Origin of the sequence: Streptomyces sp. NPDC014656 (assembly GCF_043084305.1) — a bacterium.
Lineage (GTDB): Bacteria > Actinomycetota > Actinomycetes > Streptomycetales > Streptomycetaceae > Streptomyces.
The window spans coordinates 277,010-289,706 of sequence record NZ_JBIBZN010000005.1 but is presented as its reverse complement, the minus strand read 5'-3'; the positions used below and the strand labels follow the sequence as shown (position 1 = coordinate 289,706).

Annotated in this window: 18 protein-coding genes and 2 pseudogenes; 12 read left to right on the top strand and 8 right to left on the bottom strand. The window is 73.8% G+C overall.

The genetic code is table 11. The features are described 5' to 3' along the window. Positions 1-34 precede the first annotated feature (34 nt). The 4 genes from ACF1ED_RS14745 to ACF1ED_RS14730 form a co-directional block, all read right to left on the bottom strand. Positions 35-286 (bottom strand): gas vesicle protein GvpG, encoded by a 252-nt coding sequence (locus ACF1ED_RS14745; RefSeq protein ID WP_391760255.1) that lies wholly within the window; start codon positions 284-286, stop codon positions 35-37. A gap of 96 nt (positions 287-382) precedes the next feature. After that, a complete protein-coding gene (locus ACF1ED_RS14740) occupies positions 383-1,093 on the bottom strand; it encodes a GvpL/GvpF family gas vesicle protein (RefSeq protein ID WP_391760253.1) in 711 nt (236 codons plus the stop codon). A gap of 3 nt (positions 1,094-1,096) precedes the next feature. Continuing rightward, on the bottom strand, positions 1,097-1,624 hold the full coding sequence (gene gvpJ, locus ACF1ED_RS14735; protein ID WP_391760252.1) for a gas vesicle protein GvpJ: 528 nt from the start codon (positions 1,622-1,624) through the stop codon (positions 1,097-1,099). A gap of 30 nt (positions 1,625-1,654) precedes the next feature. After that, on the bottom strand, positions 1,655-1,984 hold the full coding sequence (locus ACF1ED_RS14730) for a gas vesicle protein (RefSeq protein WP_391760250.1): 330 nt from the start codon (positions 1,982-1,984) through the stop codon (positions 1,655-1,657). A 230-nt stretch (positions 1,985-2,214) separates the two neighbouring features. Here ACF1ED_RS14730 and ACF1ED_RS14725 point away from each other — a divergent pair, with 230 nt between their 5' ends. The 7 genes from ACF1ED_RS14725 (at position 2,215) to ACF1ED_RS14695 (ending at position 7,634) form a co-directional block, all read left to right on the top strand. Then, entirely contained in the window at positions 2,215-3,135 is a 921-nt protein-coding gene (locus ACF1ED_RS14725; RefSeq protein WP_391760248.1) for a histone protein, read from the top strand. A 3-nt stretch (positions 3,136-3,138) separates the two neighbouring features. After that, positions 3,139-4,176, top strand: coding sequence for an SRPBCC family protein (locus tag ACF1ED_RS14720; protein WP_391760246.1), 1,038 nt, complete (start codon positions 3,139-3,141; stop codon positions 4,174-4,176). Between the two features lie 232 nt (positions 4,177-4,408). After that, positions 4,409-4,705 (top strand): hypothetical protein, encoded by a 297-nt coding sequence (locus tag ACF1ED_RS14715; RefSeq protein ID WP_391760244.1) that lies wholly within the window; start codon positions 4,409-4,411, stop codon positions 4,703-4,705. Continuing rightward, positions 4,702-4,974: a hypothetical protein gene (locus tag ACF1ED_RS14710; protein ID WP_391760242.1), complete on the top strand. Its 273-nt coding sequence runs from the start codon at positions 4,702-4,704 to the stop codon at positions 4,972-4,974. The genes ACF1ED_RS14715 and ACF1ED_RS14710 overlap by 4 nt, the downstream gene beginning before the upstream one ends. A 124-nt stretch (positions 4,975-5,098) precedes the next feature. After that, positions 5,099-5,836 carry a VanZ family protein gene (locus tag ACF1ED_RS14705; protein ID WP_391760240.1) on the top strand — a complete coding sequence of 246 codons (738 nt, stop codon included), beginning with the start codon at positions 5,099-5,101 and terminating at the stop codon, positions 5,834-5,836. A 9-nt stretch (positions 5,837-5,845) separates the two neighbouring features. After that, positions 5,846-6,541, top strand: a complete 696-nt coding sequence (locus tag ACF1ED_RS14700) for a response regulator transcription factor (RefSeq protein ID WP_391760238.1) — start codon at positions 5,846-5,848, stop codon at positions 6,539-6,541. Next, positions 6,534-7,634 carry a sensor histidine kinase gene (locus ACF1ED_RS14695; protein ID WP_391760236.1) on the top strand — a complete coding sequence of 367 codons (1,101 nt, stop codon included), beginning with the start codon at positions 6,534-6,536 and terminating at the stop codon, positions 7,632-7,634. Before ACF1ED_RS14700 ends, ACF1ED_RS14695 begins: the two co-directional genes overlap by 8 nt. Before the next feature lie 113 nt (positions 7,635-7,747). Here ACF1ED_RS14695 and ACF1ED_RS14690 read toward each other — a convergent pair whose 3' ends face one another. Next, positions 7,748-8,953, bottom strand: a complete 1,206-nt coding sequence (locus ACF1ED_RS14690) for an NADH:flavin oxidoreductase (RefSeq protein ID WP_391760234.1) — start codon at positions 8,951-8,953, stop codon at positions 7,748-7,750. A gap of 84 nt (positions 8,954-9,037) precedes the next feature. On the opposite strand from ACF1ED_RS14690, the gene ACF1ED_RS14685 reads away from it, so the two are divergent. After that, positions 9,038-10,018, top strand: a complete 981-nt coding sequence (locus tag ACF1ED_RS14685) for a DUF2804 domain-containing protein (RefSeq protein ID WP_391760232.1) — start codon at positions 9,038-9,040, stop codon at positions 10,016-10,018. Positions 10,019-10,025: 7 nt separating this feature from the next. Here ACF1ED_RS14685 and ACF1ED_RS14680 read toward each other — a convergent pair whose 3' ends face one another. Beyond that, a complete protein-coding gene (locus ACF1ED_RS14680) occupies positions 10,026-10,295 on the bottom strand; it encodes a hypothetical protein (protein ID WP_391760230.1) in 270 nt (89 codons plus the stop codon). A gap of 361 nt (positions 10,296-10,656) precedes the next feature. Then, on the bottom strand, positions 10,657-10,962 hold the full coding sequence (locus ACF1ED_RS14675; RefSeq protein WP_391760228.1) for a hypothetical protein: 306 nt from the start codon (positions 10,960-10,962) through the stop codon (positions 10,657-10,659). Between ACF1ED_RS14675 and ACF1ED_RS14670 the strand changes: the two are divergent. Beyond that, a pseudogene (locus ACF1ED_RS14670) lies at positions 10,855-11,076 on the top strand (FCD domain-containing protein); the annotation flags it as partial. The gene ACF1ED_RS14675 and the pseudogene ACF1ED_RS14670 sit on opposite strands and share 108 nt — an antisense overlap. A 120-nt stretch (positions 11,077-11,196) precedes the next feature. On the opposite strand, the gene ACF1ED_RS14665 reads toward ACF1ED_RS14670, so the two are convergent. Further along, positions 11,197-11,565: a hypothetical protein gene (locus ACF1ED_RS14665; RefSeq protein WP_391760226.1), complete on the bottom strand. Its 369-nt coding sequence runs from the start codon at positions 11,563-11,565 to the stop codon at positions 11,197-11,199. Here ACF1ED_RS14665 and ACF1ED_RS14660 point away from each other — a divergent pair. From ACF1ED_RS14660 to ACF1ED_RS14650, 3 genes and pseudogenes are all read left to right on the top strand, one after another. After that, complete coding sequence (locus ACF1ED_RS14660; protein ID WP_391760224.1) at positions 11,564-11,809, top strand: DUF6000 family protein; 246 nt, start codon at positions 11,564-11,566, stop codon at positions 11,807-11,809. The two genes, ACF1ED_RS14665 and ACF1ED_RS14660, sit on opposite strands and share 2 nt — an antisense overlap. A gap of 110 nt (positions 11,810-11,919) precedes the next feature. Next, positions 11,920-12,384 carry a hypothetical protein gene (locus ACF1ED_RS14655; RefSeq protein ID WP_391760752.1) on the top strand — a complete coding sequence of 155 codons (465 nt, stop codon included), beginning with the start codon at positions 11,920-11,922 and terminating at the stop codon, positions 12,382-12,384. Positions 12,385-12,502: 118 nt separating this feature from the next. Further along, a pseudogene (locus tag ACF1ED_RS14650) lies at positions 12,503-12,640 on the top strand (IS481 family transposase); the annotation flags it as partial. Positions 12,641-12,697 lie beyond the last annotated feature (57 nt).

The window sequence follows — 12,697 nt, the reverse complement described above, 5'->3', positions numbered from 1 at the left end:
CGGTCGCGCTCCTCGTCGTGCTCCCCGTCCCGCTTCAGCCGCTTCGGCTCTGCCGGAATCGGCTGATCTCGTCGAGACGGTCGAGGAGCCGGTCCTCCTGAAGCTCGAAGGCCGCCTGGTCGATCTCGCCCCGTTCGAGCCGGCCCTCCAGCTCGCCCAGTGCGGCGTAGACGGGAGCGGGGTCGTAGTACTCGGCCTCGGCGCTGTCCACGACGCGCCGTGCCACCCAGGTCGCCAGCCGCACGGGCGCCAGTGGCGCGGTCAGCAGGCCGGTCAGCAGCCCCATGGCTCTTCCTCCTCCTTCTCCTTCTTCTTCCTCTCGGTCTCTTCCGGCTTTCCGCCGTTCGTCGTCCGTCGTCCGTCGTCCGTCGTCCGTCGGGTGCTACACGAAGCTGTAGGGCGGCAGGGGCCCGTTGAACCGGAACGTGACGTCCGGGGTCCGCTCGGCGAGGCGGGATCTCGCCCGCAGGAAGGACTCCTTCTCGTCGTCGTGGACCAGGAGGGAGAGATTGAGGAGGTCTCCGGCGACCGGCGCCCGGACGTTGTGGTCCCGCGCGAAGGGGATCAGCGTCCCGACCAGGTCGGCGGCGAGGGCCTCCTGCCGTGCGCGCACCTCGGTGGCGACGATCTCTCCGAGCTCCAGCGGCAGCCGGGGGTCGGCGTCGCCCGCGCGGATGCGGTCGTTGAGCTGCCGCGCTCTGGGGGCCTCCTGGAGGATGTCCCGCAGGAGGGCGTCCTCCTGCTGGTCCGCCCTGACGTGGTACTCGGCGCAGCCGCGCACCCGCTCCAGGGCCTCCAGGTAGGCGTCGGCCCGTTCTTCGAGGACCGCAGCGACCGCCTGGTCGTCGGGGGCCACGTAGCCGAACTGCAGCGGGAGGATCGTTCCCTCGGCCATGAGGCGGTCCTGGACCTGCTGGTGGGCGGCCAGGTCCCGGCGCCGGGGGCGTATCTCCTCGTCGACGTCCGAGACGACCGCCCGCAAGGGTCCGGCGATCACCTGACGCAGGGGCGAGGGCTCCGTGCCGACGCCCGTCAGCCCTTCCGTACGGCACGGGTGGGCGGCGGCGGTGATGGTGTACACGTAGAGAGGCATCGTCTACTCGCCCTCCCGGTGCGCGGTGCGGCGCGGGGTTCGGCGTGCCGGCCTCCGTCGGCGCGGCGCTTCCTCCGCCTCGGGCTCTTCCTCGGGCTCTTCCTCGGGCTCTTCCTCGGCCTCGTCCTCGGGTTCCTCGTCCGGTTCCTCGTCCGGCTCCTCGTCGTCGGAACCGCCGGTGAGGGACTGCTTCACCGCTTCCACGACGCCGCCGACGGCGCCCTTCGACTTGCCCTTGGCTCCGCTCTCGACCGCGTTTCCGACGACGTCGGTGAGCTGGGTGGGGGCCTTGCGGCCGGCTTCCAGGTCGAGGCGGTTGCACGCCTCCGCGAAGCGCAGGTAGGTGTCGACACTGGCGACGACGATCCGTGCGTCGATCTTCACCAGCTCGATCCCGACCAGCGAGACCCGGACGAACACGTCGATCACGAGACCGCGGTCGAGGATCAGTTCGAGAACGTCATAGAGGTTGCCCGTGCCCCCGCCGGAACTCCTGGAGAGGTCGGTTCCGCCTTGTGGCGCCACAGTCATGGCCGCCTCCCTTCCCGGGGGCCGGCCCTGTCAGGTCGGCCGGTCGATCGCGCCCCGGCTGTAACGCCGGGTCCGCTCGTAGGAGATGAGGTCGCCCTGCTCGTCGAGCGCGACCTTGTAGCTGGCGAGGATGCTCGTGGTGTCCGGGATCCGTTCCAGTTCGAGCACCTCGACCTGTGCCTCCCAGCCGTCCTCGGTCGGCCGGAGGGACGACACCGACTCCGGGACGCGGCCCAGCAGCCACGAGAGCTGCTCGACCGCCGAACGCATCGCCTTGGCCGCGCCGCTCACGCCTCGGCCCGTCGGGGCGTCCCCGTCGGAGGGGCGACGTCGGCGGCGAGCCGGCTCTGCTGGCGCCATAAGCACTCTCCTTGCAGGCTGACCCGTTAGCCTGCCCGCCCGATCCCACAGAAAACGCCAGTAATGCCTATATGACGGAATTAGTGATTTTCGAGGCATGTCTGGCACTGGAGGGAGCAGTCCCGTAGTAACCGTGCGAGCGGTGCCGGCCCGTCGTCCGCCTCCGGGAGGATCACGGCGGCGCCGGGGTGGTGGCGGACCGCGCACGCACCTCGCGAAGGGAAAGGCTCATGCAGGACACGACCAAGATCGCCCTGGCGGCCGCGGTCGCCGGGGGCTACGTACTGGGACGGGCGAAGAAGGGCCGCCTGGCCTTCACCCTGATCACGTACGCCGCCGGCCGCCGCCTCGGCCTCGAACCGAGGGAACTCGCGACCCAGGGCCTGAAGAAACTGAGCGAGATGCCCCAGGTCGCCGAACTCGGCGAGCAGATACGGGGCGAAGCCCTGGACGCCGGCCGCAAGGCGCTCGTCGCCACCGCGAACCGGCGCATGTCCCTGCTGGCCGACTCGCTGCGCGACCGGACGCTCGCCTTGGGGCAGGGGGACGACAAGGAGACCGGCGAGGAGCCCGAGGAAGAGGGCGACTACGACGAGGAGCCCGAGGACGAGGAGGAGGCCTACCAGGACGCGGAGGAGGAAGAGGAGGAAGAAGAGGAAGAGCCCGAAGCGGAGCTCGAAGAGGAGGAACCCGAGGACGAGGAACCCGAGGAAGAGGAAGAGGAAGAGCCCGGAGCGGAGGAAGAGGAGGAAGAAGAACCTCCCGCTCCCCGACGGCCGCCCCGCACGGCCAAGCGGGCTCCGGCCAAGAGGGCTCCCGCCGGGAAGACCCCCGCCAGGAGGGCCGCTCCGGCGAAGAAGGCAGGGGGGTCCACGGGCACCGGCCGGAAGCCGACGGCCCGGAAGACCGCGGACCGCACGACCCCGGCGCGGAAGTCGACGGCGGCCTCGTCCGCCACGAAGCCGAAGAAGACGACGGCGGCCAAGCCGGCGGCCAAGAAGACGGCCACGAAGAAGGCGGCGCCGTCGAAGAAGGCGGCCACGAAGACCGCCGCGAAGAAGACCACGAAGCGCGCCCCGGCGGCCAAGTCCACGGCCAAGAAGAGCGCGGCCGCCACCACGGCCCGCCGCAAGCCCGCGACCCGGAGGTGAATCATGGCCAGCAAGCAGGGCGACGGCGACACCCGGTCGGGGTTCGACCGCCTGATGGAGGAGGTGGGCGGCTATCTGACCGCACAGGCCGGCCAGCTGGCGGACAAGGCCGTGGACAAGGTCGGCGACCTCACCGACGGCCTCTACGACGTGGCGGAGAACGGTGGCAGCCTCGCGGGCGTCGGGGGCCGCCTGATCCAGGGCGACTCCCCGGCGAAGGCGGTGCTCGGCCAGACCTTCGAAGGGATCAAGGACAAGGTCAAGGACGTGGGCTCCGGCCTCCTCGGCGGCAAGGGCAAGGGCAAGGGCCGCAAGGCCGGCGGGAAGTCCATGAACATCGTCGAGACCATCGACGTCGGGGTGCCGCTGCGCACGGCGTACGACCACTGGACGCGGTACGAGGACTTCAGCGGCTTCGCCAAGGGAGTCCGCAGCGTCTCGCAGAGCGGTGACACGGCCTCCGACTGGAAGGTCAAGGTCGGCCCCTCCACCCGGAGCTGGAAGGCGACCGTCCAGGAGCAGATCCCCGACGACCGGATCGTGTGGAGCTCGGAGGGGGCCAAGGGGACGACGCGCGGATGCGTCAGCTTCCACGAGCTCGCGCCGTCCCTGACCCGGATCCTGCTGGTCGTGGAGTACTACCCCTCGGGCCTCTTCGAGAAGACCGGCAACATCTGGCGGGCCCAGGGCCGCCGCATGCGCCTGGACCTGAAGCACTTCGACCGCTTCGTCACCCTCACCGACGAGGAACCCGACGGCTGGCGCGGCCGGATCGAGGACGGCGAAGTCGTCGTCACCCACGAGGAAGCCGTCGAGGAGGAAGAAAGGGAGGGCGAAGAGGACGCCGGGACGGACGAGGAGGAGGCGGACTATCCAGAGGACGACGAGAACGCGGACGCGTACGAGGAGGAAGGCGAAGAGGAGGACGAAGAGGAGGACGGAGACGCTTACGAAGACGAGTACGGGAACGAGAACGAGGACGCGTACGAGGACGGGGACGAACAGGACGAGGAGCCCCGGCTCTCCCGCTCCCGCCGCTGACACCCCCGCCACCACCCCACCGCCCCGGCGCCCCGTCGCCCTGTGGCCTGTGGCCGCGCTCCCCGGCCGGCCACAGGCCCCGGTACGGCCACAGGCCCCGCGCCCGTCGCGCACGGTGGATCACGCGGCGGGGGAGGCGGAGGACCGGCGACGGCCGCGCAGCCGGTCGCCGGTCTACCGTGGGAACCGACGCCCGTTCACCCGGGTGCGTCCGACCTGAAGGAGAGCCGCCGTGAGTGCCCCGTCCCGGTCCGGCGAGCCCGGCATCCCCCGCACCGCCAACGCGATCGCGGCCGCCCTCGCCCCGGGGCGCAAGGGGCGGTTCCTGGAGGAGCTGCTCGCCGCGGAGGCGGGGGACGCCCAGCTGGCCGTGATGGACCGGTGGCATCTGCGGGCGGTCGCCGACACTAGCCGTACCGACGCGGACCGCGCGCAGGCGGGGGTGTTGCGGAGCGGTGAGGGGGACGGTGCGGGCGGCGCGGTGCGACCGCTCGACGACGTCCTCGCCTCGCTGAGCGGGGCCCTGTGAGCCACGGCCTGAGCGAGCAGGCGGCCGCCGTCCTCTCGGTGATGTCCGCCGAGGCGCCCGCGGCCTTCGCCGCGACCATCGGTGCCCTGACCGGCATCACGGCCGCGCACGAGCGGGGCGCCGTGCCGGCCGGGGCGAGCCCCGTCGACCGGTGGGGCGATGTGTACGACCTTGACGTCCCCGGCCACGCCGTGCTCGTGGAGTGGTTCGCCGGGGACGTCGAGAGGGTGACGTTCACGCGCGTCACCTGGCTGCGAGCGGGGCCGTAGGGGGCGTCGGTCGCGCGGGGCCGCCCGGCCCCGCGGGGGCGGCGCCTCCGGCTCGTCACACGTATCGCGGGCGTATCGAAAAGCTCATACGCCCCCGCAACCGCCCGCCCCCTTCCATGGGCGCATGAAGAGTGACACCTCCCTGCCCGCAGCCCCGCCGGCGCCCTCGCCCGCGTCCCCGGCGGCGCCGGCCCGAACGACGCGCCGCGGACCCGTGCTCCTCGGCTTCGCGGTCCTCGCGCTCGTGCTCGCGAGCGGGCTGTTCGCCGTGCGGGGGCCGCTGATGATGGCGGCTCCGGCGTGTGTGGCCGGGCGGTGGCAGGGCTGCTTCGGGACGTTCAACGGCGTGGTGCTCATGACGCTGGTCACGGTGCCCCTGGCCGTCCTGGTGGCGTGGGCGGCGGCGTGGCGGCGGCGGGCCGCCGGCGTCGCGGGGGCGTGGCGGCTGTCGCTGGCCGAGGTGGGCATGGTGCACGGGACGCTGCCGTTCCTGTGGATGACGATGATGCCGGGCGGCGGGGCCGGTGTCGTGCCGCCCCGGCTGAGCCTGGTGCCGCTGCGGGACCTGGTCGCGATGGGGACGCTCGGCATCGTCGGCAATCTGCTGGTCTTCGCCTCGCTCGGGTTCTTCGCGCCCGTGCGGTTCGCGGCGCTGGCGTCCGCGCCGCGGATCCTGGCGCTCGGCGCGGGCTGCTCGGTGCTGGTGGAGACCGCGCAGTACGTCCTCCCGCTGGACCGGGTGACGTCGGTGGACGACGTCCTGGTCAACGCCACCGGAGCCGTACTGGCCGGACTGGCGTCGCGCCGCTGGTGGCGGACGCGCGCGGACGCGCGGACGCCTCGGACCCGCGCGGTTGCCTAGGCTTCGGGCATGCGCGTACTGATCGTGGAGGACGAGCCGTACCTGGCGGAGGCCGTCCGTGACGGGCTGCGGCTGGAGGCGATCGCCGCCGACATCGCCGGTGACGGGGACACCGCCCTGGAACTGCTCCGCCTCCACTCCTATGACCTCGCGGTCCTCGACCGTGACATCCCCGGCCCGTCCGGCGACGAGGTCGCGCGGCGCATCGTGGCCTCCGGCAGCGGCATGCCGATCCTGATGCTGACCGCCGCCGACCGGATCGACGACAAGGCGTCCGGCTTCGCCCTGGGCGCCGACGACTACCTCACCAAGCCGTTCGAGCTGCGGGAGCTGGTGATGCGGCTGCGGGCGCTCGACCGGCGGCGCGCCCACGCCCGGCCCCCGGTCCGCGAGCTCGCGGGCCTGCGCGTCGACCCCTTCCGCCGGGAGGTCTTCCGCGACGGGCGGTACGTGGCGCTCACCCGGAAGCAGTTCGCGGTGCTCGAAGTCCTCGTCGCCGCCGAGGGCGGGGTCGTCAGCGCCGAGGAGCTGCTGGCGCGGGCCTGGGACGAGAACGCCGACCCGTTCACCAACGCCGTACGCATCACGGTCTCCGCCCTGCGCAAACGGCTCGGCGAACCGTGGGTCATCGCGACGGTGCCGGGGGTCGGGTACCGCATCGACGCCGAGCCCGGCGGGACCCGCGCCGGCCGTCCGCATGCGTAGGCTCCCGGGGTTCAGCGTCCGGCTGAAGCTCACGCTCAGCTACGCGGGCTTCCTCGCCGTCGCCGGGGCGCTGCTGCTGGCCGTGGTGTGGGGGTTCCTGCTGCGCTACGTGCCCGACAATCCCCAGGGCCTGCTCGGGGTCTCGCCCAACCGCTGGCTCCTGGTGCGCACCTTCTTCCCCGCGGCGGCCGTGGCGATGGGCTTCCTGCTGGTGTTCGGGCTGGTCGGGGGGTGGTTCCTGGCCGGCCGGATGCTCGCGCCGCTCGACCGGATCACCGCCGCGGCGCGGACGGCCGGGAGCGGCTCGCTGTCGCACCGGATCCGCATGGAGGGGCGCCGGGACGAGTTCCGCGAACTCGCCGACGCCTTCGACTCGATGCTCGGGCGGCTGGAGTCGCACGTCGCCGAGCAGCGGCGGTTCGCCGCGAACGCCTCGCACGAGCTGCGCACGCCGCTGGCCATCTCGCAGGCTCTGCTCGACGTGGCCCGCGAGGACCCGGCGCGGGACCGGGAGCAGCTCATCGAGCGGCTCCAGACCGTCAACCGGCGCGCGATCGACCTCACGGAGGCGCTGCTGCTGCTCAGCCGGAGCGACCGGGGGGCCTTCGCGCGGGAGGGCGTCGACCTGTCCCTCGTCGCGGAGGAGGCCGCCGAGACGCTGCTCCCCCTCGCCGAGCAGCGGGGGATCGCGCTGGACGTGACGGGCGGGGCGGCGCGGACCGGCGGCTCGGCGGAGCTGTTGCTGCGGATGATGACGAACCTCGTCCAGAACGCCGTCGTCCACAACCTGCCGGCGGGCGGCACGGTGACGGTCCACACCGAGGAACGGGACGGCACCGGGGTGGTGCGGGTCGAGAACACGGGCCCCGTGCTGCCGCCGGAGCTGGTGCCGACGCTGACCGAGCCCTTCCAGCGGGGGACGGAGCGGGCCCGTACCGACGAGCACGCGGGCGTCGGCCTCGGCCTCGCCCTCGTCCACAGCGTCGTCCGCGCCCACGGGGGCGGCCTGGAGCTCGTCGCCCGGCCGGGCGGCGGCCTGCTCGTCACGGTCACGCTGCCCGGCGACCCGCCCCGGCCGGCCGGCCGTCCCTGACCGGGCCGCGCGCCGTGCCGGGGCGGAGCCCGCCGGATGCGGCGGGGCGTGGCGCACGGGATGCCGGCGCGGGAGCGGGAGGGCTCCCGCCGGCGCCCGTTCCGCCCCGGCGGTCAGGTCTGGGCGGCGGGCGGGCAGTGGGTGCCCGTGTAGATGGTGGGCATGCAGCGGTTGCAGTGGACGCAGCGCGAGCGGGTCTCCGGGGCGGCGGCCAGGCGGCGCACCAGGTCGGGTTCCCGGAGCAGGGCCCGGGCCATGGCGACGAAGGCGAAGCCCTCGGCCATCGCCCGGTCCGTCCCCTCCCGGTCGGTGACCCCGCCGAGGAGGATCAGCGGAAGCGCGAGGGCGTCGCGGAACCTTCGGGCGTCCTCCAGGAGGTAGAGCGGCTCGTACGGGTAGGTCCGCAGGAACGAGCGGCCGACCGTGCGCAGGCCCAGCCGCTGGGGCAGCGGGAAGCGGGCCGCGAACTCCTTGACCGGGGCGTCGCCGCGGAACAGGTACATGGGGTTGAGCAGCGAGCTTCCGGCGGTCAGGGCGAGGGCGTCGACCGAGCCGTCCTCCTGGAGCCAGCGCGCCACCTGGAGGCTGTCGGCCGGGGAGAGGCCGCCGCGCACCCCGTCGGTCATGTTCAGCTTCGCGGTGATCGCGATCCGGTCGCCCACCTCCGCGCGCACGGCGCGGGCGAGGTCCAGGGCGAGGCGCGCCCGGTTGCGCAGGGGGCCGCCGTAATTGTCGGTCCTGCGGTTGAGCCGGGGGCTGAGGAAGGCGCTGGCCAGGTAGTTGTGGCCGAGGTGCAGTTCCACCGCGTCCGCCCGGGCCTCCACGGCCAGGCGGGCGGCGAGGGCGTGGGCCCGGACCACCCGGTCGAGGTCCTCGGCGGTGGCGGCCCGGTCGCGGCGCAGGCTCACCGGGTTGAACCCGCCCATCGGCGACAGCGAGGGCAGCCGGTTCGAGCGGGCGTCGGCCACCGGCCCCGCGTGTCCGAGCTGGAGGGAGACGGCGGCGCCCTCCGCGTGGACGGCGTCGGCGAGCCGGCGCAGTCCGGGCAGCGCCTCGGGCCGCATCCACACCTGCGCGCGCTGGGTGCGGCCCTCGGGGGCCACGGCGCAGTAGGCGACCGTGCTCATCGCCACTCCCCCGGCGGCGGGACGGCGGTGGTACTCGATGAGCTCGTCGGTGACGAGGGCTTCGGGGGCGAGTCCCTCGAAGGTCGCCGCCTTGATGACCCTGTTGCGCAGCCGTACGGGTCCCAGCCGGGCGGGGGCGAACGCGTCGGGGGGCGGACCGGAGGGGCGCGGGGGCCGGTGGTCTGCGGTCATGCGCGGAGCATCGCACAGAACTGACGAAGTGTCAGCAAGCGGCGGGAGGCGGCTCCGCCCGGTGCCCGGAACTATCCTGCGCGGATGACACACGAGCCGGAGCTGACCTCCCCCGTGGACCTGTGCCTGCCCGACGGGCGGTTGAACCCGGCGGCCGTCGGATGGACCCGGCGTCCCCTCCACTCCGCCGAGCTGCGCGGCTGGGGACGGGCCAAGCGCTGGGAGTACTGGGGCATCGTCACCCCGGACCACATCGTCGGCCTGGTCGCCTCCTCGCTGGACTACGCGGGCGTGCACGGCCTCTACGTGCTGGAGCGGGCGACCGGCCGCGAGACCGCCACCGACGTCGTGGTCCCGCTGGCCCGGGGCTCGCGCTTCCCCGCGCGCAGCGGCGAGGGCGAGGTCTCGGTCCGCGCCGCCGGGCTGACGGTCCTGATCCGGCAGGGCCCGGACGGCGACACGGTCCACGCGGCGGCGGACGGCGTGCGGCTGGACGTCGAGGTGCCGCGTCCGCCGGGCCACGAGTCGCTCGGCGTGGTGGTGCCGTGGAGCGCCCGGCGGTTCCAGTACACGGTCAAGGACGTGGGCCGCCCCGTCCGCGGCACGCTGGAGCTGCGCGGGGTGACGCACGAGGTGGGCGGCCCGGAGGCGTTCGCCGTGCTGGACCACGGCCGCGGCAAGTGGCCGTACGCGGTCACCTGGAACTGGGCGGCCGGGGCGGCCCCCGGGCGCGCCGTCCAGCTGGGCGGGAAGTGGACCGACGGGACCGGCGTCACGGAGAACGCGCTGGTCGTCGACGGCCGGCTGCACAAGATCGGCGAGGAGCTGCGGTGGTCCTACGACCGGTCCGACTGGCTGCGCCCGTGGCACATCGCCGGGGAGCGGGTGGACGCGCGGTTCCACCCGTTCCACGAGAAGGTCTCGCGCACGAACCTCGGCCTGGTGGCGAACGAGACGCACCAGTGCTTCGGCCGGTTCACCGGCCGTGCCCTCGCCGACGACGGCACGGAGGTCGCCCTGGACGGCCTGGTCGGCTGGGCCGAGGAGGCGCGCAACCGCTGGTGACCGCGGCTCACGCCGTCGGCTCGCCCCGGGCGGGGAAGCGGGCGGTGGTGCCGCGGTGGAGGCAGTCGCGGCCGGCGCAGGCGTGCTTCACGCGGTCGAAGACGTCCTGGGCCCGGACGCGCCAGGCCGTCTCGTCGGCGCCGGGGATCCTTCCGGCCCGCAGGACGGTGCGGCCGTTGATGACGACGGTGTCGGCGTCCGCGCCCGGGGTGTCCACCAGCGGGGTGCGGACCGGGTCGTCCACCGGGCCCGTGCGCGGGCCGTCGAGGCGGACCACGACCGGGTCCGCGAGGGCGCCGGGGACGAGGTCGCCGTGGGCGCCGTCGAAGTCGCGGACGAAGCGGATCGCGTCCGCCGGGCCCCGCTCCCCCGTTCGGGCCGCCAGTGGAGGGTGCCGGTGCCGTCGGGGGCGACGACGGGGACGCCGCTGCGGTAGCTCGGGCCCAGGTACACGCGGAGGCCGAAGCGGGCCGCGCCGTCCGCCACCCGGGCGAGGTCGTCGTAGGCCTCCGCCCAGTGGGAGTGCGCCTCGGCCGCGATGGGCATCGCGGTGGTGATGCCGTTGCGGACGAGCTGAGTGAGGGCGCAGTCGCGGATGAAGGCCCGGTCCTCGGCGCCGAAGACCGCCGTCGGGCCGTTCAGGGCGTACCCCTCCGACCGGTCGAGGCCCGGTCGTCCGCGTGCCAGGTGTCGAGGAGGGCGTGGTCGATGTCGGCGAGGAGGGCGGTGACGCGCCGCTCGGCGAGCGCGAAGAGCACGTCGAGCCGGCCGTCGCGGTCGCCGTCGACGCCGACGGGGTCGAGCCCGCCCAGGAGGTCCGCCAGGGCCTGGACCTCCTGGCCGCCCGGCTCGCCGCGCAGCGCCGCACGGAGGAGGACCTGGAGAGCATCCGCGCCATCGTGCGCCGCCGCCGGCGGCACTTCGACGCCGACAGCGACTTCCACCTGTGCGTGGCCCGCGCCGGGCGCAACCCGCTGCCGCTCGGCCTCCGCACCACGATGAGCGCCGCGCTCCGCGACACGGTCCTGGCCGACGGCATGCGCCACTCCACGGCCGACGCCCACCAGGCCCTGTACGAGGCCGTCGAAGCGGCCGACCGGCGGCGGCGGGCGCGGCTGCGCAGGCGATCCTGGACGTGTGACGCCCGCCGGGCCGCTCCGGCGTCCGCCGGGCGGAGGTCAGGGCCGGCGGCCGGCCCGCAGCCAGGTGCGCGCGGCGGCGAGGTCCACCTCGATGTCGTCGCTCCACGAACAGACCTCCAGCCACGACAGATAGCCGTCGTCCGTGAAGACCAGGACCTCGCCCGGGCATGCGCCGGTCTCCGTGTACAGCACGGCCTCCGCCGCCACGAACCGGCCGGCCCTGACCGGAGCCGGCTCCACCGATCCGGTGTCGAGCGCGAAATAGGCGGTGCCGCACCCGCACCCGCAGCGCCCCGTCACCCGAAGACGCGGCACCTGCGAACGGAGCGCGGCGTGCACGGGACCGTCCTGGTCCAGGACCAGCGCGAGCACCTCGGACACGTCGGCGGGCAGGCGTTCGACCATGCGGCCACGGTACCGGGCACGCACCGGCGGCCTGCTCCTGGCCGGCGAGGTCTGCTCCTCCGGCAGCGCCTACCGCTTCGCCCCGGCCCGCTTCGGCGCCCCCGCGCGGGAACCGGGAGCCGATCGGCTCCTGGTGGCCTTCCGCGGCGTGCGGCTTCGGGTCGCGGACGGCGCCGGTCGACTTGCCACGGGCGGCGGTCACTTCTCCGTGCCCTCCTTCGCGCTTCGGCGGTTCGCGTTCTGAGCGGCCGTCCCGGTCCAGGCACCACCCGGCGGATCATGGGTCCATCAGATCGACCGTTCGCTGTTGCCGGTTCCGGGGCAGCATGGCGTCCGGCGCACCGGACGCCGCAGATGGACATCGTGCACGCCGCGCAGACGGCCTCCTTCAGCGAGTTCCTCGACGCGTACGACCCTTCGCGGGCGAACGCCGAGGTGAAGGGTCGCAGCGTCCTGGTGGGCGCGCTGACGAACGCGGCCCCTGACGCGCGCAGCGCGATCGCGAACCGTCTGCTCGACGCCGGCGCCGGCGTCAACGTCGTGGCGGAGGACTACGGGACGCCCTTGCAGCTGCTCATGAGCCAATTCGCGTACACGGACGAGACGCTCGCGCCGTTCTACGACGTGCTGTTCGCGCGGGGCGAGCTCGACCTGACGATGACTGGAGCCTTCGGGAAGTCGGCGTACGCCGAGGCCGTGAAGATGAAGCGCCGGCAGGGACTCAGGGCCCGGATGGAGCGGCACCTGACCGTTCACGGCATCGGGATTCCCTCCGTGGTCCGAGGGGGCGCCCACCGCACCACCAAGATCCCCTTTTGATGAACGGACCGGTGCATTGATCACGGGTCTTGTTGACGCCGCTTGGTCTTGATCATGGCCAAGACCTCCGGTGCGGTGGAGTGGAGGTGTCCAGGCTTCACCACACACGGAGGTCTTCGTGTCCCACCGTCATGCCCGGCTGGCCGTTCACGGCAGGCGGATCCAGGTCGAACGCGTCCTGGCGGGCCGCCCCGTGGCACAAGTGGCCGCGGAGAGGGGCGCGTCCCGTCCCACGGCCCGTGGACGGGTCCGCCGCCGCGCCGCACTCGACGGACACCCGCCCCTGAGCCGTGTCAACGGTCTTGCGGGTCGA